At 56.9% G+C, this 21,447-nt stretch carries 11 protein-coding genes; 8 read left to right on the plus strand and 3 right to left on the minus strand.

Going from position 1 to position 21,447, the window contains the following annotated elements:
- Positions 1 to 30: 30 nt before the first annotated feature.
- Both IV04_RS24725 and IV04_RS14770 read left to right on the plus strand, forming a co-directional pair.
- The gene (locus IV04_RS24725; RefSeq protein WP_152562887.1) at positions 31 to 267 is read left to right on the plus strand and encodes a hypothetical protein; all 237 of its coding nucleotides are present in this window, start codon (positions 31 to 33) and stop codon (positions 265 to 267) included.
- Between the two features lie 92 nt (positions 268 to 359).
- Complete coding sequence (locus tag IV04_RS14770; protein WP_051916820.1) at positions 360 to 7,880, plus strand: autotransporter outer membrane beta-barrel domain-containing protein; 7,521 nt, start codon at positions 360 to 362, stop codon at positions 7,878 to 7,880.
- Between the two features lie 137 nt (positions 7,881 to 8,017).
- Here the strand turns inward: IV04_RS14770 and IV04_RS14775 are convergent, their stop codons facing one another.
- The 3 genes from IV04_RS14775 to IV04_RS14785 form a co-directional block, all read right to left on the minus strand.
- A complete protein-coding gene (locus IV04_RS14775) occupies positions 8,018 to 8,392 on the minus strand; it encodes a lysozyme inhibitor LprI family protein (RefSeq protein ID WP_037400565.1) in 375 nt (124 codons plus the stop codon).
- 208 nt (positions 8,393 to 8,600) lie between these two features.
- Complete coding sequence (locus IV04_RS14780) at positions 8,601 to 11,681, minus strand: efflux RND transporter permease subunit (protein ID WP_037400567.1); 3,081 nt, start codon at positions 11,679 to 11,681, stop codon at positions 8,601 to 8,603.
- A complete protein-coding gene (locus tag IV04_RS14785) occupies positions 11,681 to 12,766 on the minus strand; it encodes an efflux RND transporter periplasmic adaptor subunit (protein ID WP_037400569.1) in 1,086 nt (361 codons plus the stop codon). The genes IV04_RS14780 and IV04_RS14785 overlap by 1 nt, the downstream gene beginning before the upstream one ends.
- A gap of 1,340 nt (positions 12,767 to 14,106) precedes the next feature.
- Between IV04_RS14785 and IV04_RS25315 the strand changes: the two genes are divergently transcribed.
- The 6 genes from IV04_RS25315 (at position 14,107) to IV04_RS14810 (ending at position 21,446) form a co-directional block, all read left to right on the plus strand.
- Entirely contained in the window at positions 14,107 to 14,301 is a 195-nt protein-coding gene (locus IV04_RS25315) for a DUF4762 family protein (protein WP_072010902.1), read from the plus strand.
- 213 nt (positions 14,302 to 14,514) lie between these two features.
- Positions 14,515 to 15,195 (plus strand): DsbA family protein, encoded by a 681-nt coding sequence (locus tag IV04_RS14790; RefSeq protein ID WP_037400571.1) that lies wholly within the window; start codon positions 14,515 to 14,517, stop codon positions 15,193 to 15,195.
- On the plus strand, positions 15,195 to 16,142 hold the full coding sequence (locus IV04_RS14795) for an ABC transporter (protein WP_037400573.1): 948 nt from the start codon (positions 15,195 to 15,197) through the stop codon (positions 16,140 to 16,142). Before IV04_RS14790 ends, IV04_RS14795 begins: the two co-directional genes overlap by 1 nt.
- 24 nt (positions 16,143 to 16,166) lie before the next feature.
- Positions 16,167 to 18,314 carry a peptidase domain-containing ABC transporter gene (locus IV04_RS14800; RefSeq protein WP_051916821.1) on the plus strand — a complete coding sequence of 716 codons (2,148 nt, stop codon included), beginning with the start codon at positions 16,167 to 16,169 and terminating at the stop codon, positions 18,312 to 18,314.
- Positions 18,314 to 19,498: an efflux RND transporter periplasmic adaptor subunit gene (locus IV04_RS14805; protein WP_037400575.1), complete on the plus strand. Its 1,185-nt coding sequence runs from the start codon at positions 18,314 to 18,316 to the stop codon at positions 19,496 to 19,498. Before IV04_RS14800 ends, IV04_RS14805 begins: the two co-directional genes overlap by 1 nt.
- The gene (locus IV04_RS14810) at positions 19,491 to 21,446 is read left to right on the plus strand and encodes a MacB family efflux pump subunit (RefSeq protein ID WP_037400577.1); all 1,956 of its coding nucleotides are present in this window, start codon (positions 19,491 to 19,493) and stop codon (positions 21,444 to 21,446) included. Before IV04_RS14805 ends, IV04_RS14810 begins: the two co-directional genes overlap by 8 nt.
- The last annotated feature ends 1 nt before the right edge of the window (position 21,447 follow it).

The following is a 21,447-nucleotide window of genomic DNA, read 5'->3' on the forward strand; positions in this document are numbered from 1 at the left end:
AGCGCCTTCGGGGCCACCTCGCAGCTGACGGTGAACAGCGGCGCCACCCTGAATGCCAACGCCTTCAGCCAGGCCGTGGGGGCCCTGACCAACCTGGGGAGCGTCATCCTCAACACCGGGGAATTGACCAGCGGCCTGCTGACCAACAGCGGGGGGATTGACCTGGCAGGCGGCACCCTCAACCTGTCGGCGGGCGGCACCTCTACTACCGTGGGCGGCCTGACCGGGCCGGTACCCTTAACGTCAACGGCGGTGACCTGGCCCTGAGTGCCGCCAACGGCGGCCTGTCCGCCACCACCCATATCGCCAGCGGGGCTTCGGTCACCGCCAGCGCCGCCAACGCCCTGGGCACCAGTGCGGTGGATGTCGGCGGGACGCTGAACCTGGACGCCACCGATACCCTGGCCAACGTGCTGAGCGGCGCAGGCACCGTCAACACCGATGCCGCCATTGGGCTGACGGGTGCCAACAGCTTCAGCGGCAGCCATAACGTCAATGCGGGTGGGGCCCTGACGGTCACTGCCGCCAACAACCTTGGCACCTCGGTGGCCCGTGTCAACCTGACCGACGCCACCGCCCAGTTACTGCTCACTGGTTTTGCCGGTACCCTGGCCAACACCCTGAGTGGCGTGGTGGGGTCCACCGTGCAGCTCAATACGGGCTCCTCTGTTAACCTGACCGGGGCCAACGCGGACTTTGACGGCCTGTTTGACCTGCTGGGCAACAGTACCCTGACGGTGTCGCAACCGGCCAACCTGGGCAGTGGCAGTGTCACGATTGCCAGCGGCAGTACGCTGGCGTTTGACACCTATGCCGGGGGGGCCCTGACCGCCCTGAGCAATGCCCTGAGCGGGGCCGGAACCTGGGTGCTGCGCAACAGCAATATTAATCTCTCGGGGAACAGCACGGATGTCGTGGGCTTTGGCGGCCTGCTGGACATCAACACCGCGTCCTCGCTGACGCTGGATGGCGTAACGGCGTTGAATGCCGGCACCGTGCTGAACGTCAATGACGCCAGCAGCACGCTGAACCTCGCCACCACCGGCAGCTATACCCTGAACAACACCCTGACCGGGGCCGGTCAGGTGAATGTCGACACCGCCAACACCGCCTTCAACCTGGGGGCCGGTGCAGGCAGCGCCTTTACCGGCAATATGACGTTGAATAATGCCACCTTCTCGCTGGCGGGCACCAATGCCGGGGCGCTGGTCGGGGCCGGGCTGACGCTGGGCAGTGGCAGTGTGACCACCGTCGGCGTGCCCGGCACACCGGCCACCGAGACGCTGCGGGCCCTGGCCCTGAATGGCGGGACGCTGACCTTTACCGGCGGCGCGCCGCTGTCGCTGGCCGAGAGCACGATTGACACCCAGAGCCTGACCGCCAATGGCGGCACCGTCAACGTGGTGGGCGGCGGGGCGTGGGACAACACCCTGCCGGTGGTGCCACCGAACCTGTCGATACTGGACCAGAACCGCGGGGCGACGGCGATGACGCTCATCAACGCCAACACCGCCAGCGGGGCCGATACCCTGACGCTGATGATTGACGGCGTGGCGGTCACCCCGCAAGGGGTGGTCTCGGCCATCAACCAGAACGCTTTTCACGTGGCGGACGCCACCTACAACTATGCCTTGTCCAACACCAACGGGGTGGGGGCAACGGGCCTGTTCCTGGACTACGGCCTGAGTGCCATCAACCTGTTGCTGGACACCCCCAATGCGCTGGTGATTGCCACCGACGCCAGTCCGGATGCCAACAAGACCCTGACGGCACAGCTGACCGGGGTGGGTGGCATTGTGTTTGATGCCACCCACGATACGCTGACCGTCACCAACAGCCTGAACAGTTACACTGGCAGCACCACGGTGACCGGCGGCACGGTGCTGCTGGGCAGCAACAGTGCCTTCGGGGCCACCTCGCTGCTGACGGTGAACAGCGGCGCCACGTTTAATACCAATAACTTCAGCCAGAGTGTGGGGGCCTTGACCAACCTCGGCACCGTGAGTCTTGACCCCGGCGTGCTGACCAGCGGCCTGCTGACCAACAGCGGGGTGATTGACCTGGCAGGCGGCACCCTCAACCTGTCGGCGGGCGGCACCTCCACTGCCGTGGGCGGCCTGACCGGGGCCGGTACCCTGAACGTCAACGGCGGTGACCTGGCCCTGAGTGCCGCCAACGGCGGCCTGTCCGCCACCACCCATATCGCCAGCGGGGCGTCGGTCACCGCCAGTGCCGCCAATGCCCTGGGCACCAGCGCGGTGGACGTCGGCGGCACGCTGAACCTGGACGCCGCCGATACCCTGGCCAACGTGCTGAGCGGGGCCGGCACAATCAATACCGACGCGGCGGTCACCTTGAGTGGCACCAACAGCTTCAGCGGCAGCCATCGGGTGAATGCGGGCGGGACCCTGACCGTCACGGCGTCCAATAACCTCGGCACCTCGGCGGCCAGTGTCAACCTGACCGACGCCACCGCCCAGTTGCTGCTCACCGGTTTTGCCGGCACCCTGGCCAATACCCTGAGTGGCGTGGTGGGGTCCACCGTGCAGCTCAATAACGCCGCCAACACCACCCTGACCGGCAATAACGCGGGCTTTGCCGGGCAGTTCGACCTCACCGGCAACAGTACCCTGACGGTGTCGCAGCCAGCCAACCTGGGCAGCGGCAGCGTCAATATTGCCAGTGGCAGTACACTGGCGTTTGACAGCTTTGCCGGGGGGGCGCTGACCGCCCTGAATAATGCCCTGAGCGGGGCCGGGACCTGGGTGCTGCGCAACAGCAATATTACTCTGGCGGGGAACAGCACGGACGTCGTGGGCTTCGGCGGCCTGCTGGACATCAACACCGCGTCCTCGCTGACGCTGGATGGCGTAACGGCCCTGAATGCCGGCACCGTGCTGAACGTCAATGACGCCAGCAGCACGCTGAATATCGCCACCACCGGCAGCTATACCCTGAACAACACCCTGACCGGGGCCGGTCAGGTGAATGTCGATACCGCCAACACCGCCTTCAACCTGGGGGCCGGTGCAGGCAGCGCCTTTACCGGCAACGTGACGTTGAATAATGCCACCTTCTCGCTGGCGGGCACCAATGCCGGTGCGCTGGTCGGGGCCGGGCTGACGCTGGGCAGCGGCAGTGTGACCACCGTCGGCGTGCCCGGCACACCGGCCACCGAGACGCTGCGGGCCCTGGCCCTGAATGGCGGGACGCTGACCTTTACCGGCGGCGCACCGCTGTCGCTGGCTGAGAGCACGATTGACACCCAGAGCCTGACCGCCAGCGGCGGCACCGTCAATGTCAATGTGGGCAGCGCCTGGGACAATGTCCTGCCGGTGGTGCCACCGAACCTGTCGATACTGGACCAGAACCGCGGGGCGTCGGCGATGACGCTCATCAACGCCAACACCGCCAGCGGGGCCGATACCCTGACGCTGATGATTAACGGCGTGGCGGTCACCCCCGGCCAGGGCGTGGTGTCGGGGATTAATCAAAACACGGTGCACGTGGCAGACGCCACCTACAGCTACCTGTTGTCCAACACCAACAACCTGAACGCGACAGGCCTGTTCCTGAACTACGGCCTGAGTGCGCTCAACCTGTTGCAGGACGGCCCCAATGCGCTGGTGATGGCCACCGACGCCAGCCCGAGCGCCAACAAGACCCTGACAGCACAGCTGACCGGCACGGGTGGTATCGTGCTGGATGCGACCAACGGGGCGCTGACCGTCACCAATAGCCAGAACAGCTACACCGGCAGCACCACGGTGACCGGCGGGACCGTACTGCTGGGCAGCAACAGCGCCTTCGGGGCCACCTCGCAGCTGACGGTGAACAGCGGCGCCACCCTGAATGCCAACGCCTTCAGCCAGGCCGTGGGGGCCCTGACCAACCTGGGGAGCGTCATCCTCAACACCGGGGTATTGACCAGCGGCCTGCTGACCAACAGCGGGGGGATTGACCTGGCAGGCGGCACCCTCAACCTGTCGGCGGGCGGCACCTCTACTACCGTGGGCGGCCTGACCGGGGCCGGTACCCTGAACGTCAACGGCGGTGACCTGGCCCTGAGTGCCGCCAACGGCGGCCTGTCCGCCACCACCCATATCGCCAGTGGGGCGTCGGTCACCGCCAGCGCCGCCAATGCCCTGGGCACCAGTGCGGTGGATGTCGGCGGCACGCTGAACCTGGACGCCGCCGATACGCTGGCCAACGTGCTGAGCGGGGCCGGCACCGTCAACACCGAGGCGGCGGTCACCCTGAGCGGCGCCAACAGCTTCAGCGGTAACCATAACGTCAATGCGGATGGCACCCTGACGGTCACGACGGCCAATAACCTTGGCACCTCGGCGGCCCGTGTCAACCTGACCGACGCCACCGCCCAGTTACTGCTCACCGGTTTTGCCGGTACCCTGGCCAACACCCTGAGTGGCGTGGTGGGGTCCACCGTGCAGCTCAATAACGCCGCCAACACCACCCTGACCGGCAATAACGCGGGCTTTGGCGGGCAGTTCGACCTCACCGGCAACAGTGCGCTGAGCGTCAGCCAGAACGCCAATCTGGGCAGCGGGTCGGTCACGGTCGACACCGGCAGCCAGCTGGTGTTTGCCGGGTTGACCGGCACCCTGAGCAACCTGCTCGGCGGCACCGGTGCCTGGGTCCTCACCAACAGCCACGTGCTGCTGAACACGGCCAATGCCTCGGCCTTCACCGGCACGGTCAGCCTCAATGGCGGGTCGGTGCTGAGCCTGGACAGCATTGACTGGTTCAACCCGGCGGCCACGGTGGATGTGGTCAGCGCCAGCGACACACTAAACATCAGCAACAACGGGGACTTCACCTTTGACAACCGCCTGCTCGGGGCGGGCGTGCTGAACATCAACACCCACCACAACCTGTTCAACTTCGGCAGCAACGTGGGGACCGGGTTCACCGGGCAGGTCAACCTGCAGAACACCCAGTTCCAGCTGTCGAACACCAACACCACCAGTAACAGCAACACGGTGTTGAACCTGGAGACCGACAGCCGCACCCTGGTCGGCGATGGTGTGCAGGCTATCGGCGCCCTGACGATGAACGGCGGCACGCTGGTGTTCAATAACATCATTGATAACAGCGGGTTGCTGACCTCCGGCGGAACCGTGACCGCCACCCGTATCGACACCACCGGGGGCGGAACGGTGAGCGTCAACCTGCCACCGAACGTCTCCCCGAGCCTGGAGGGCATCAGCACGCTGTCCCTGGACACCGGGGCGATTGTGGTTGACCTGGTGAAAGGTGCCGCCACCGGCACCGGGCGTGAACTGACCCTGACGGACGGCAGCAACACGCCGATTATTCAGGACTATTTTGAAGGGATCACCAACCCGAACAGCAGCGTGGTGGCGGCGATGGGGACCTTCGGTTTTGGCCTGACCACCGGCGAACAGCGGGACGGCCTGTACGTGAACTACAGCCTGAAGAGCATGGAGTTGCTGACGGCGGGCAGCGAGGCGCTGGAGCTGGTCGGCACGGCCAGGTTTAATGGCACGCCGGGCAACGAGCTGTTTGCGCACATCACCGGCAGCGGTGACCTGGCCATCACCGAAGCGGATCCGGGGACGGTAGTGGTGATTTCGGGGGCGGACAACACCTACACCGGGGCCACTCTGGTGCATGCCGGTACCCTGCAACTGGGGGCGGATACCGCACTGGGCCAGACTGCGAACCTGGTGATGGACAGCGGGGCGGCAGTGGACCTCAACGGCCATACGCAAACCGTGGGGGCGTTGAACAGTGCCACCGACAGCCTGCTGAACCTGAACGGCGGTGCGCTGACGGTCAGCAACGGCGGGGTGGCCGATGGCGCCCTGGCGGGGGCGGGTGACCTGGTGCTGAACGGCGGGACGCTGAGCGTCAACCACAACAACACCGGTTTTAGCGGCACGACGACGATTGCCAGCGGTGCAACGGCGGACGTCACGCAGGCGCAGGGGCTGGGCACCGGGAATATCCTGGTGGACGGCACGCTGCAACTGGACGGCCGCACCGGCGGGCTGGCGACGGCTGCCCTGGTCAACGCGCTGCAGGGCAGCGGCACCACCCTGCTGAGTGACGGGGCCAATGTCATCCTGAGCGGTGACAACAGCGCCTATGCCGGCACCTTCACTACCCAGAGCGGCACCACCCTGACGGCAACGCAGGGGGCTAACCTCGGCGCGGCGTCGGTCCTGAACGCCGGGAGCCTGGTGCTCAATACCGCCGGGTACTGGGACCTGACCACGCCCATCAGCGGCAGTGGCAGCCTGGTGAAACAGGGCAGCGGGACGGTACAGATTAACAACAGCCTGGTGAGTGCCGGCATGACCACGGTGCAGTCCGGGACCTTGCTGGTGGGGACGCCTGCGGTGAACGCGCCCGTCCAGCAGGCGGTGCCGATGGCGTTTGCCTTGCCGACGGCGTTGGCATCGGTCGGGAGTGCCACGCTGACCAGCAACGTGACGGTGCAGGCGAACGGCACCTTCGGCGGTGACGGTCAGGTTATCGGCAACGTGAGCAACGCCGGTAACCTGGTGGTCGGGCGGGCCGCCACCGGGGGCAGTTACAGCGATTTCGTCATCAACGGCAACTACCTGGGGGATGGCGGTAACGTGACGCTGAACACCGTGCTGGCCGGGGACGATGCCGCCACCGACCGTCTGGTGGTGACGGGGGACACGGCGGGCACCAGTACGGTCACCGTCAACAACATCGGCGGCGACGGGGCGAAGAACATCAACGGTATCCAGGTCATTCACGTCGGGGGGACGTCGGCGGGGACCTTTACCCTGAATGGCCGTGCCCAGGCCGGGGTGCTGGAGTACTTCCTGTACCAGGGGACCCCAACGGCCCCGACCGACGGCAACTGGTACCTGCGTTCGAACTATCAGGACAAGGTGGTGACCTATAACCCGGAAGCGGGGGCCTTTATCGCCAACCTGGCGGCGGCCAAGACGCTGTTCAACACCCGGCTGGACGATTTGCACACCGGGGAGCACCGTGACAGCGGTGACGTGAGCGGTGCGGCGCCGCACTCCAGCCTGTGGCTGCGTCAGGTGGGCTCGCGCAACACGTTCGAGGATGCATCGGGGCAACTGTCCAACACCAGCAACCGCTACGTGGTGCAGTTGGGGGGGGACGTGCTGGAGACGCAGTTTACCGGTCAGGACCGTTTCGGGCTGGGGGTGATGGCGGGGTACGGCCGTGCCACCGGCACCAGCGATTCGCATGAAACCAGTTACAAGGCCGATAACAGCCTGACGGGGTACACGGTGGGGATGTACGGCACCTGGTATGCGAATGCCCGTGAACGCCACAGCCCGTATGTGCACGGCTGGCTGCAGTACGACTGGTTCAATGCGTCGGTGAGCAGCAGTGCCTACGACAGCGGGAACTATCGGCTGCGTGGGGTGAGCACTTCGCTGGAGGGGGGCTATCCGGTCTCCCTGTACCAGGGTGAAGCGAATGACCTCTTCGTCACACCACAGGCACAACTGACGGTGAACGGGGCGAAGATGGGCGACCTGGAGAACAACGGTTCCCTGGTGCAGCAGAATGGCAACAACAACCTGCAGACGCGTCTGGGGGCCAAGCTGTCGAACGATACGCACCTGGGGAAAGACCGGTCGGCTATCCTGACCACTTATCTTGACCTGAACTGGATACACAACACCCGCCTGCCGGGGGTGACGGCAGACGGTCTGGGGGTCCAGCAGAGCGGTAACCGCCATCTGGTGGAGGTGAAAGTGGGGGCGGAAGGTCAGCTGAGTGAGAATGTCAGCGTATGGGGCAACCTGACGCAGCAGCTGGGGCAGAAAGGGTACGATGACAAGGCGGCGATGCTGGGGGTGAAATACCGCTTCTGACGCAGCGTGAGAATGCGAGCTGCCCCTGCGGGCAGCTCGCATTACGCGGAACTCTCTCCTTTCCCCTTAATACCCCGAACAGCCAAGTACCGACTGAGCCTCTTCGCCATTTCAGGGCAAATCGTGGGACGGTTCAATTACTGCAACTGAGACAACTTATTACTGTCGCAACCGGTACTCTTACACTCACGCTCCACGCTTTTCAGGAAATTAATCCGGCTTTGCATGGTCTTGTTTGAACAATCCAGGAACAGGCGTGCGCCGTCGCTACATTCGTTATCCCGGTTTTGCAACCACTGGATTTGCGATTGTTTCAAGATCTGCTTTTGCTGTGGGTTCAGTAGCCCTACCACTTTCTTGTATTCCACATTCAGTTCCTGATCCAACTGAACCATTTCCAGTGACGCACAATAGGTTCTGTCGTAAGCATTACGTGGGTTATCGCAGCCACCCGCCAGCGCAGCGGCGGAAACTAATAGCAGCGAGCATCCCAGAATGGTTTGTTTAAACACTTTACACTTCTCCTTGTTTTGTCTTGAACCAGGCACACAGTAAACCAAAGCGGTGCATTGGAATATACCCATCAGGCTTTAGGCCCGGGTGTTGGCTGCATGTTGTCGCCTCGGTCACAGAGTCATAGTCTGCGAATGATCATTGATAGTGGTTCACATAAAAAAGCCCCCTTTATCGCTAAAGAGGGCTGGGTAACCGGAAGGACGATCAGGCTTCGGTTTCTGCCGTGACCTTTTGCTTGTCGGAGTTCATGCAACTGTAGATCACCGGCAGTACCAGCAGCGTCAGCACGGTGGCAAAGCCCAGACCGAACATGATAACCACCGCCATGCTTTGGAAGAAGGCGTCGCTAAGCAGCGGGGCCAGACCGAGCACGGTGGTAAAAGCGGTCAGCAGGATCGGGCGTAAACGCGAGGTCGATGCATCAATAATCGCTTCCAGCATCGGTTTCTCTTTGCGCTGCAGGCCGATCTCTTCCACCAGCACAATACCGTTACGGATCAGCATACCACTCAAGCTCAGTAAACCGATCAAGGCCATAAAACCAAATGGAATACCGGTGAGCAGGAAGCCTAGCGTTACCCCAATCAGCGCCAGCGGAATGGTCAACCAAATCGCCACGGCATTTTTCAATGAGCTGAACATCAGCACGGTGATAATGAACATGATCACAAAGGCGACCGGCAGGCTGGTGAACAGCCCGGCCTGTGCTTCTTTGGTGCTTTCATAATCGCCGCCCCACTGCAGTTCATAGCCGCGTGGCAGAGGGATAGCGTCAATCCCCGGTCTGATACGTTGCAGCAGTTCGGCAGAGGTTTCACCACTCTGGGTGCTCGGATCGGCTTGCACTGTCAGGGTCCGTTTACGATCCCGGCGCATCACTAGCGGATCTTCCCACTCGGTTTTGAAACTGCTGACCACGTTATCGATAGGAATAAACGCCTGCCGCGCCTGGCTCCAGATCATCACGTCGTTCAGCCGTTCAGCATTCAGTCGTTCAGCATCCGGTGTTCTCAGCACAATCGGCATCAACCGGGTACCATCGCGGTACAGCCCAACCGTGGCGCCGCCAAAGCTCATACGCAACGCGCTGTCGATTTCGCGTTTATCCACACCCAGTTCACGGCCAAGGTAGTCGGAGAACTGTGGGCGGATCACTTTGGTGCGCTCTTGCCAGTCGTGCATTACGCCATCAGCGTTCGGATCCGAGCTGGCCACTTTCTCTGCTTTGGCAGCCAGTGTACGCAACACGTTCGGATCTGGCCCAATAAAGCGTGCTTCAATTGAGCTGTTATTGGACGGGCCAAACATGATGCGTTTGGCTTGTGCGTTGACCTGCGGGTAATTTTCACGCACGTAGGTTTCGATCTGGCCGATCATGCCCGGGATCTGGTTCAGCTGTTTAGCCCGCACCATCACCTGCGCATAGTTGGAGTACTGCCGCTGTGCGTTATAGGTAAGCATAAAGCGCATGGCACCCTGGCCCACGGTGACCATGGTATCGCTGACGGTCGGCAGCTCCTTGATGTGCTGCTCGATCTGGGCGGCGATCTTCTCGGTATAGGCGATGTCGGTGCCATAGGGCAGCCAGATATCGACAAAGAAGATCGGCGTGTTGGACGGCGGGAAGAAGCTTTGACGCACGCTGCCAAAGCCGATCACCGAAGCGACCATCAGCGCCGCCAGCACCGACAGGGTAACGGTGCGCTGGCTGAGCAATTTGCTGAGCAGATTGCGATAGACGCGGAACAGCCAGCCGTCGTAAGGGCTCTTGGTTGATTCACCCTCTTTCGGCTCGACGATTTTCTGCTTCTCAAAGGCCCATTTGGTGAACACTGGGGTCAGGGTCAGCGCGGTAAACCAGCTCAGCATCAGTGAGATCAACAGCACCTGGAACAGCGACTTACAATATTCCCCGGTGGAATCGTTGGATAACCCGATCGGTGCAAACGCCAGAATGGCGATAATTGTTGCCCCCAGGAGAGGGAACATGGTGCGTTTCACCACGTTGTTGATGGCTTGCAGGGTACTTTCGCGCTGTTGCCGCCCGACCAGTACGCCTTCGACAATCACGATGGCATTATCCACCAGCATACTCAAGGCGATAACTAATGCCCCGAGTGAGACCCGCTGCAGCTCGATGCTGAACAATTTCATGATCAACAGCGTGCCCAACACGTTCAGCGCCAGCGAGGCGGCAATGACCAGGCCGCTGCGTACCCCCATGAAAATCAGCAGGGTGCCGACCACGATCAACAGGGCCAGCAGGAAGTTCATGATAAAGCCGTTTACTGCCCCTTCCACCTCATGGGATTGATCGTAGAAAACGCTGATGTCCATCCCTGCCGGACGTTCAGCTTCCAATTGCGCCAGACGCGCTTTGACTGCCTCCCCGACTACGATCACGTTGACGTTCGGCGCAAAAGAGACCCCGATAGACAACGCCGGTTGGCCGTTGGCGCGGTAAATATTGTTAGGCGAATGGGTGAAGCCCTGAGTGATGGTGGCGATATCACGCAGGTAGACGCTCTTGGCACTGCCCGGTTCGCTGATCAGCAGGTTACCCAGCTCCTGCACGTTAGAGAATTCGCCGGTTGGGTGCAGCCTGATTGATTCGCTGCCAACCAGCAGATCCCCGGCGTTAGACACCACGTTCTGCCGGCTCAACAGATCGAATAACCGCTGCGGAATGATATTGGCGGCAGTCATTTGAGCGCGGGAAATTTCGATTTGCACTTCTTCCGGTATGATGCCGACAATGCCGACTTTACCGACGCCGGGCACCACTACCAGTTCACGGCGCAGGACTTCGGCAAAGTTGCGCAGTTCCTGGTTGCTGTAGCCCGCCCCGTGCAGCGAGAAGAAAAAGCCGTAGACGTCGCCGAAGTCATCATTGACCAGCGGCGGACTGGCGCCGGGCGGTAAACGTACGCTGGCATCATTGATGCGGCGGCGCAGCACGTCCCAGATTTGTGGCAGTTCCGCCGCACCATATTCGGCACGAATATTAACGGTGATCTGCGATAATCCCACGCTGGAAATGGACGTCACGTTATCCACATAGGGCAACTGTTGAATGGCGTTTTCCAGCGGCAGGGTCACTTCCTCTTCAACCTGTTGAGCCGAAGCGCCTTCATAGCGGGTGACGACTACCGCCGTTTTAATGGTAAAAGCCGGATCCTCCAGCCTGCCAATATTCAGAAAAGCAATGACACCACCAATCCCCAGCAGCAGAATGGCCAGCCAGATACGGGTGCCGTTGTTGATGAAGTTCTCTGTCAGTTTCATTACAGACCTCGCTCACGAACCCAGGCGCGCACTTCTTGATTTGGACGCAATTCACGGGTGCCCGTTGCGACGATCTGTTCACCATCGGCCAGACCGGAAACGATCTGAATACCGTTGGCGGTCAATTGCCCGGTTTCAACCCGGCGGGATTCAACAAAAAGCTTCCCATCCTTTTCTTTCACCACCCAGACGTGGGGCTGATTACGCGGTGAGTTGTCCGGATCAAAGACGGCTTCTACGGGCACGATCACATTGCTGTCCTGTGTCGCAGTCGCCAGGTTACCCAGGTTGATTTTTACGCTACCGCTCATACCTGAGAGCAGCGGCAAGTCTTGTGGGCGAGCCATAGATAAGGTCATTTGGTAGGTTAACGAACCTGATGTGGTGTTGGTGGTGTGTTCTTTATACTGAGCGACGAATTCACGGCCCGGTAAGTTGTTCAGAATGACTCGGGGCTGATACTTCGCATTGTTGGCATCAATGATGACAAACAGGTTTTCGGGAATGCTGAAGATAACATCCAAAGAATCCAGTGCATTCAAGGTCGCGATAGGTTGACCCGCAGGTATCACCTGATAGTTACGTGAGTCAACGGAAGCGATGACGCCTGAAAAGGGGGCGCGGATCTGCATATCGCTCAGTTCTTCTTGCGCGAGCTTCAGCGCTGCCTGAGCGGAATCGCGGGCGGCCCGTTGTACGTCAAGCTCTGCGCGTGGGATGACATTGCGTGCGCTCAGCGTGGCGAAACGGTTGAACTGGGCCTGTGCCAGATCGAAGGTTGCCTGGCGATCTTTGAGGCGCAGCCGGGCATCATTGCTGTTAAGTTCAGCAATCAACTGACCTTGGCTTACCCGTTGGCCTTCACGCACCAGCAACTGTTGTAATTGACCGGGGCGTTTAAAGGCCAGATCGGTTCTATCGCCAGCGACGATCCTGGCGGGGAAGATCCGCTCGCCTTGCTGGGCATTGTTTGTAACATCAAAGATGCTGACCGGACGCACGCTTTCGTTATTTTCAGGGGTCCCTCGGTCACAGGCGACAAGGGACAGTGTGAAAAGCAGAACGGCAACAAGTTTTATATTCACGATGCAATCTCTTAGGATCAGATTTTAAGGGAGCGATGACTTAACTTAATCTACCAACAGGCGTTACTGGCGCTGTGGCTTATCGCTCGTCCGGGCCTGCTCCGGCCCATATTCACGCCTGTAGTGGCGTGAATATAAATGGCTCGTTGCATCTGTCAGGATGAGGTAACAGATAACGAGCTATACCCGTCATACTTCAAGTTGCTTGGGTGTTGGCTGCGTTACTCGGCCCAGACTGGGCCTCGCCCCTTCGGGGCCGCTGCAAGCAGCGTTCAAGTCTGCTTACGCAGACTTGTCACTCACCCCAGTCACTTACTTCAGTAAGCTCCTGGGGATTATGAGCCTCAAAGAGGCTCACCCTGCGGGCCAGCGCAAGCGCTGTTCAAACCGGTCTTTGACCGGTTTGTCGTTCAGTTGCCGCCTACAAGCAACTCGAATTATTTTGGGTATAAGTTCTCATAAAGGTACAGCAACAACATGATTTACTGGGCCGCAAACACTAGGCGGCTCGCTCGGTAACCATCCCACATCCAGATTTGCGCCTAGCCAATAGCTTCATCCTCCTCTTTATGCTACTGATTCTAAACATGCCTCTTACGAGAGTAGGCCATAACCACGCAAGGCGACAGTACAAATCTAAGATTTCCCTGGTTCGATTGTGACTCCCAACATCGCAATCGTTTCCTTGAGTTTCAATCACTCGCAGTCTTTACAAGTTTAGTTTGCTTGTGGCAATTGAGATGAAATTATCTTCGCGACGTCACCAGATTAGGTGCGCTTGGTATCTACCCGTGATACATCAAGTTGCTTGGGGGGGACCCCATCACACCGTGGACCACTTTTTGGCTTCTCCCGCGCTACTTGGTCAGTGCAGGTGCGGTTCAAAAACGCGTTGCGTTCTTGCAGACAACATGAATGATTGGGGGCGATGCCAGAAAAATTCCTTTAATATTTTAGCGATGTCGTTGCTGATAGGTATTCTTTGAAAGAAATATCCCGTATTTGTTTTTTTTCTATTCGATGATATTAATGATTATTTTTATTTAATAGAGTATTTATATAAGAATTACTAAGAAATATCCTGACATTAATAATTAAACTGTTTATAAACACCCTGTCGCCTGCGATAAAAATTGTATTGATCTGACCCATGCGTCACGCTATCCTTGCCCACCAATGCAGTACTAATACAACAGATGGAACGTAAATAACTTCCTCTTGATTTCTACGTTTTAATAAAGGCATGGTTTGTGCCTTTATATCAAGCGTAGATTTGTCCTATTGTAAAGATAGGCAATGCTAGGGTTGGTTTTATTTCACTTTTATATAAGGATGATGTTGTGAAAAAGATTAATTTGTTCGAAGCTAATGCAATCGTTGGTGGTACTTGCACTACTTGTAGTGTTGAGTATGTCAGAGGGTCACTGACTACTTGTAACGCAGTTTCAACTTGTGTAGACAAGAATGGTCAAATTGTAAGTACTGAAACTACTCCTACTGATATTGCAAACTGCGGTGTTGTCGACCCAAGCTAAGCATTAGCTTGCTTTCCTATATTCTAGGATATAACTTCAGTGCTGATGCGATAAGATATTTCGTATCAGCCTGTTTGATTTTTGTGCTTTTAAATGGACAGGGATGTGATTGCTGCTGGTATTATCAGTGGCGCAAGCGTGCTGAAAAAGACAATGATTGTCCCTCCTGTTTCTAAGAGTTAATGAATCTGCCTTTTTAGGACGTACTTGTTTATGTTCAAGAAACCCTTGTATCTAATCGCTTATACCCTTTTTGTGATAGTCGTCTCTTCTCTGATAACAACGGCCTATTTCCACTATTTCATTCTTAATCAGAATTCGGGTAGTGGTGCAGAACAAAACAGCCTGACTTCGGTCAGTGCCCAAGAAGTGCAAAACAGTCCAATCAAAGACGACAACAGCATTGTCGAATTGTTTTCTTATGCTTGCCATTATTGCTCAATCAATGAAGGGAATGTGGACAAGCTGGAAGCGCGTATGCCACAAGGCTCCAAGCTGCTCCGGCTACATGTCAATGGCGATCAGATGGGGGCATTTTCGAATACAGCTCCGCTGTTTGCTACGCTGACCGTAATGGGTATTGAGCCCAAATACCGTGAAAGCGCCTATAAAGCCGTTATTAAAGATAAAATTAACCTGAGCGATATACAGAATCGCGATCGCTGGTTGCAGGATAACGGTATTGATCTGGCCGCTTACACCCAGGCCAGCCAGTCACAACAGGTTAAAGACTTGTTGAATTATATGACTGAAGTTGCCAAATATTACAAAATTAATGCAACACCCACCTTTATCGTGAATAAAAAGTGGTTGGCACAGCAGGATCGTGAATTCCCAGAATTTATCGATAAATTGCTGTCGCTGTTGCAACATGATAAGCCGCTGGAGCAATAATGCGTTTATTTGCCGTGTGGGTTTATTTGGCGTGGAGAAGTTTACTCACAAAAATAGCGCGCAGCTTTGATCCCGTGCGCCGTACACGCGGCAGGGTTATTTGTTGGATGCTGCGGTACGGTGATTATCGGCTGCTGCTTGGGTTGGCAGCCGTCGGGCGCTGGTTGAAATTGAGCGATCGGGGTGAGCGCCAGCGCGCGTTTGTTGCTGCGGCGAATAAACAGTGTTTGCTTGATGACGAGCGCCAGGTTGATTTTGTCAAAATCAGCCAGCGCCGTCGCCTGCTGGAGCTGGCAGCAACCGTTGGTCAGAATGCTCAGGTGATGGCCCAGTTGGATCGTTGCAAAGCTGAACTTAACGCCGTGGTTGAACCTTTGCATCAGGCGGGTTCACCCGTGGTGTTAGCGCCGTTGCATATGGTTTCTGATATGTTGGCTGGTCTGGTGGGTGGCGCGGCATATCCTGGTAAAGCAACGGTGATCGTGTCTGCCAGCATCGAGGTTTATAACGAAAAATTTCGGCAGCAGGGGGGCGTTGATCTCTCTTACTGTTCTATCCACGATGATAATCGCGCGATTGCTGGTAATTTGATGACGGCAATTATGGAAGCGACTGAACACCAGCGCAATATTATGATATTCCCGGATATCACCCCAGATTACACCGTAAACGCCAATAAGGCTGAGACGGCAAAATTACACTGTAGACTATTTGACCGCCCAGCCAATGTGCATAGTGGCGTGATCCGGATCGCCAGAGCGTTGTCGGCACAGGTGGTTTTTTATTATCTGTATTATGACAAAGAAATAAAAATCCATATTTATCCGCCTACGTCAGCGCGCAGCCTGAAGTCATCGTTGCCCGAGATTATTGAATCCTCAATCACCCGGCATCCACAAGACTGGCTGCTATGGCACTCACATTCGTTATTTTTTATCAATGAATAACCTGGAAATTTAAGAAGTCAGATCATGGAAAAGATAATCCCAACGCTGGTTTTTCAAGGCGAAACGAATGAATGTGGGTTGGCCTGTATCTCCATGATGGCCGAGACGCAAGGTATCAGTGCACCGCTGGAAAGTTTGCGTGAGCGTTATCCCGCGTCGCAGCACGGTACTTCATTGGCTACGCTGTGTACCATCATGTCTGAGTTGGCAATGCCGTGCTACCCCGTGGCCTTTGAGCATGACGAATTGGCCGAATTGCCGTTGCCTGCCATTCTGCACTACGGAGCCAGCCACTATGTCCTGCTTGCCTATCGCAAGGGGGATTATGTTTGCGTGATGAATCCGGCGATTGGTCAGCAGCTGTTGCCCGTAGAGGCGTTAAAGCGCGATATCAGCGGTTATGCGCTGGTGTTAGACAGTGAAACGCAGCCTGATCCGCAGGCACTGGCAGGCGTGAAGCGCAGCAAACGTTTCAGCGCTATGGAATGCATGAGTCTGAAAGAAACTGCGGGCATTCGCGGTATTTACCGCTTAATGGTGCTGTCTTTCCTGATTTCACTCACCTTGTTTATCATGCCGACGATGGTCAGTTCGGCCATCAATAAAGTGTTCTCCTCGGCGGGTGAGACTGATTTCCCGTATTTCTATTTCCTGCTGGCGTTTGTGGTATCGACGACGCTGGCATTTGGCGTGCGCTGGGTTACTGAGCGCTTTATCAAGCGCTTTGTGGTGGTGAACAGCGTGGGGGGGTTCTCGCGGTTACTCAGCAATTCGCTGAACTTTTTCGACAAGCGTGCCCCAGGTGAAGTGTTCAGCCGTTTTGCCAACTGGCAGATGGCCTCTGCAATCAAGATCGAGTTGGATAACGGCCTGCGTACCGACTGGGTGATTGGTGCTATTGCCTTGGCTGTGATGTGTTATATGAGCCCGCTATTGGCGATGGTATCAGGTATTGGCGTCACGCTGATGGGCTTGGTCAGCGTCTGGGCGATCTACCGCGATCGTTATTTTACCCAGCAGATGCAGGTCAAAACCGCTGAGCAGAGTGATTTTATTCTGGAAAGCATTCAGGGCTTCTCTACTATCAAGTCGGCTGGCTTAGACAGCCAGCGTAAAAGCCTGTTTGCCAAGTATGCCCTGTCGTTATTTAGCTGTCGTCAACGGCAGAAGATTTATGAGCAGGTAAAAAGCAGCCTGTATCAGATGATCGGCAGCCTGGAGATGGTGTGCTTTATGTTCCTGGCATTACCGCTGCTGAAAGGCGGCACCATTACGCTGGGTGAGTTTTTTGCTTACAGCTTTGTCCGTGAGATTTTTACCTCATATATCACCAAAATCTTTTATGCCATCCTGCAGAAGAACCAACTGCATGTGATTGATACCCGTGCGCGCGATCTGTTCCCCGCGTTGCCAGAGCGTGAAGAATCGGATTCCGCCATTCCTGCCGCCATCCCGACTTTCGCTTCACAACTGCGGTATCACAATATTGCTTTTGCTTACGATGCCCAACAGCCAGTGCTGCGTGATCTTTCGTTGTCGCTGAAGCCTGGCCAAAGTATCGCCATTGTGGGGGAATCTGGTGCGGGTAAAAGCACCTTGCTGAAAGTGATGACCGGCTTGATGGCACCGCAGCAGGGCGAGGTTCTGGTGGATGGTGAACCGGTTGACTATCGTCAGATTCACTCGCTGTTCTTCCTGCAAAGCCAGGAAGATATTCTGTTCAACGCCTCGGTGCTGCACAACATCACGCTGTTTGATGACCAGTTTGATGAACACAAACATCGGCAGATTGAACAGTCGCTCAAGGGGCTCAACCTGGCGTCGGTGGTGGAAAAGTTGCCGGGTGGCTTGAATGCACTGATCCGCGAAAGCCATGCCGGGCTGTCATTAGGCCAGCGCCAGCGTTTGCTGTTGGCTCGCGCAATGTATAGCGAACGCCCGATTCTGGTGTTGGATGAACCGACGGCAAACCTGGATGAAGAAACGGCACATCTGGTGATGACCACGCTGCTGGATCACTGCCGTGAACACCATAAAACTCTGATCACCGTGACACACAGTGAGAGCGTATTACCGATGTTTGACCGTGTTTACCGTATGTCCGGCGGGCATATAGCCGGTGTTAATACAGAATTTGAGCCTCAACCGGTTCTGGCAACGGCGGTGGGTTGATGAAAACGACCTTGCCGATTTCAGGTAAAAGAACAGTACGCGTGATGTTGTTGCTTGGTTTACTGGCAGCAATAGCACTGGTGGGTGTAGCGATTTGGTATTTTGCTGTTCCCAAACAGGTTCAGACGCTGAGCACTGCGGTAGTGACGCAGGGCGACATTGAGAAAACCGTGCTGGCTACTGGCATTCTCAAACCGGCACTGCAGGTGAGTGTTGGTGCCCAGGTTAACGGTCAGTTGACCAAACTGTATGTCAAACAGGGCGATCGCGTTGTTCGTGGGCAGTTGCTGGCGGAGATCGACCCTAGGTTACAGCAGAATGAATTGCGTAAATCGGAAGCGGCACTGCAAAGTGCTCAGGCGCAGAAACAGGTCACTCAGGCAACGTTACGCCAATACCAGCAAGAGCTGAATCGCCAATTGAAGCTGGATCGTGACAGAGCCGGTGTGAAAAGCGATCTGGAAAAAGCGCAGGCGCTGTTCCAGACGCAGGTGGCACAGTTAAAAGTCAACGAAGCACAGATTGTGCAGTCTGAGATGGCGCTGGAAACGGCCAAGGCTAACTTGGATTTTACCCGGATTGTGGCTCCGATCGACGGTGAGGTATTGGGGATTGTCACTAAAGAAGGGCAAACCATCGTTTCGTCTCAGACCGTGCCGACCATTCTGGTACTGGCCAGTTTAGATACGATGACGGTTCACACCCGCATTTCTGAAACTGACATTCTGAAAGTGCGCGTGGGGCAACCCCTGTGGTTTTACGTGGTGGCGGATCCCAAGCATCGTTATGACAGTGTGATGGGAGCCATTCAGGAAGCACCAAACGATGCTTTATTGGAGAGCAACCTGTCAGCTTCGACGAATCAGCAGCCTGCTGCGGTTTACTACAACGGTATTTTTACCATTGCCAACCCTGAACGTGTGTTGCGTACTTCAATGACTGCACAGGTGTTCATTATCACTGAACAGGCGAAGAACGCCCTGCGTGTGCCAGTTGCCGCCTTGGGTACACAGCAGGAGAAAGATCGTTATCAGGTGCGGGTATTGGAGGGCGATCAACCCGTTTCCCGCTGGATCCGCGTAGGCACCAACGATGGTCAGTTCGTTGAAGTGAAAGAAGGGCTGAAGGAAGGGGAGCGTGTTGTGCTGCCGCAGCAGTCCGGTGGGGGAGTGGGCCATGGTTGATCAACGCTCGCCACTCATTGAGCTGCGTGGTATCTCACGCCATTTCGTTTCCGGGCTGCAGACGGTTGCGGTGCTGAAGAATATCTCGCTGACCATCCAGCGTGGCGAAATGGTGGCGATCGTTGGGGCTTCCGGTTCGGGTAAATCCACGCTGATGAATATTATTGGCTGCCTGGACAAACCGACAGAAGGTGAGATGCGCATTAAGGGCATTTCAACGCAGTTGGCTAGCAGTGAACAACTGGCACAATTAAGAAGCCAGTACATCGGATTTATTTTTCAGCGCTATCACCTGATGCCTTATCTGAGCGCCACGGAAAACGTGTCGATTCCGGCACTGTACACGGCAATGCCGTCGACAGAACGGCAAACGCGGGCCGAATACCTGCTGACCCGGCTGGGATTGCAGCAGCGTATGGAGTACAAACCGGCGCAGCTTTCTGGTGGGCAACAGCAGCGGGTCAGTATTGCCCGTGCGCTGATGAATGGTGCTGAAATTATTCTGGCCGATGAACCGACCGGTGCACTCGACAAGGCCAGCGGGCATGAGCTGATGGGGATCCTGCATTCGCTGCACCAGTCCGGCCACACCATTATTATCGTTACCCACGATCGCGACGTTGCCAATCAGGCACAGCGCATTATTGAAATCAGCGATGGTGAGATTATTGCCGACAGGCGTAATGAATCGGTGCCAGCGCTGGAAAACAAACCGTCGATACCGGTCGCGGTAGCCACCGGGCGGGCGCAGTTATGGCAGAGCGTCAAAGAGGCGGTCAAGATGGCCTGGCGTGCCCTGCTTGGGCACCGGGTGCGGGCTTTTCTGTCGATGCTGGGCATTATCATCGGTATTTCTTCCGTTGTCTCGTCAATGGCCGTTGGCGAAGGGGCGCGGCAAAGTATTCTTGAGCAAATCAGCCAGCTTGGTACCAGCACGCTGGAGATTCGCCCAGGCTTAGGTTGGGATAAACCGCGTGCTGATTATGCCCGCTCTCTTAAGCTGGCGGATGTCGAACTGTTAGCGCGGCAACCTTATGTGGACAGCGTATCCCCGGTGATCAGCAATTCCGTCACGGTCGTTCGCGGCGGGAAAGAGGCGTTTGTTTCGCTTTCTGGCGTCAGTGACGCTTATTTCCGCGTGCGGGGCCTGCGTTTTATTTCTGGTAACAGCTTCACCCGAAGCGATGTCGAGGAGCGGGAACCGGTGGTTATCATCGATCCCGATCTGCGCTCAACGCTGTTTAAAAAAGATGAACAGCCAGAAGGGCAGATTATTCAACTTGCCGGGGCACCTTATCGGGTGAGTGGTGTCGCTGAACCTAAAGGCGGCAAGTTCAGCGGCATGATGCTGGGGGCGTGGATGCCCTATACCTCGTTACTGGAGCGGATGTCTGGCAGCATGCCTATTGAGTCGATCACTCTGCGTTTACGCGATGGTTTCTCATTGAGTGAAGCGCAGAAAGACGTAGAGCAGTTACTGGAGCAGGCCCACGGTCGGCGCGACTTTTTCACTCAAACCAACGATCAGATGACCGAGACCATGCGTAAGGCATCGGATTCGATGTCGCTGCTGATTACGGCGATTGCAGGTATTTCGCTGTTGGTGGGGGGGGTTGGTGTGATGAACATCATGCTGGTTTCGGTGACCGAACGCACTCATGAGATCGGTATTCGTCTTTCTGTCGGTGCCCGTCCGGCGGACATTATGCGCCAATTCCTGATTGAAGCCATGGTGATCTGCTCGCTGGGCGGCATGATCGGCATTATCGGTTCCGGGATCGCCGGGCTGATTTTTTCTCAGGTTACGCAGCAATTCACCATGATTTTCACCTGGCCACCGATCGTGCTGGCTTGCGGGTTCTCGGCACTGATTGGGTTGGGATTCGGCTTTTTCCCTGCGCGCAACGCGGCGCGCCTTCACCCTACGGAGGCGCTGGCGCGCGAGTAAG

The sequence above is a fragment of the Serratia sp. Ag1 genome (assembly GCF_000743355.1).
In the GTDB taxonomy this organism is placed as follows: domain Bacteria; phylum Pseudomonadota; class Gammaproteobacteria; order Enterobacterales; family Enterobacteriaceae; genus Chania.

Excerpts from the sequence above, each read along its gene's own strand:
- IV04_RS14780 (WP_037400567.1), bottom strand. The coding sequence starts at position 11,681 with ATGAAACTGACAGAGAACTTCATCAACAACGGCACCCGTATCTGGCTG.
- IV04_RS14790 (WP_037400571.1), top strand. The coding sequence starts at position 14,515 with ATGTTCAAGAAACCCTTGTATCTAATCGCTTATACCCTTTTTGTGATA.
- IV04_RS14795 (WP_037400573.1), top strand. The coding sequence starts at position 15,195 with ATGCGTTTATTTGCCGTGTGGGTTTATTTGGCGTGGAGAAGTTTACTC.
- IV04_RS14800 (WP_051916821.1), top strand. The coding sequence starts at position 16,167 with ATGGAAAAGATAATCCCAACGCTGGTTTTTCAAGGCGAAACGAATGAA.
- IV04_RS14805 (WP_037400575.1), top strand. The coding sequence starts at position 18,314 with ATGAAAACGACCTTGCCGATTTCAGGTAAAAGAACAGTACGCGTGATG.
- IV04_RS14810 (WP_037400577.1), top strand. The coding sequence starts at position 19,491 with ATGGTTGATCAACGCTCGCCACTCATTGAGCTGCGTGGTATCTCACGC.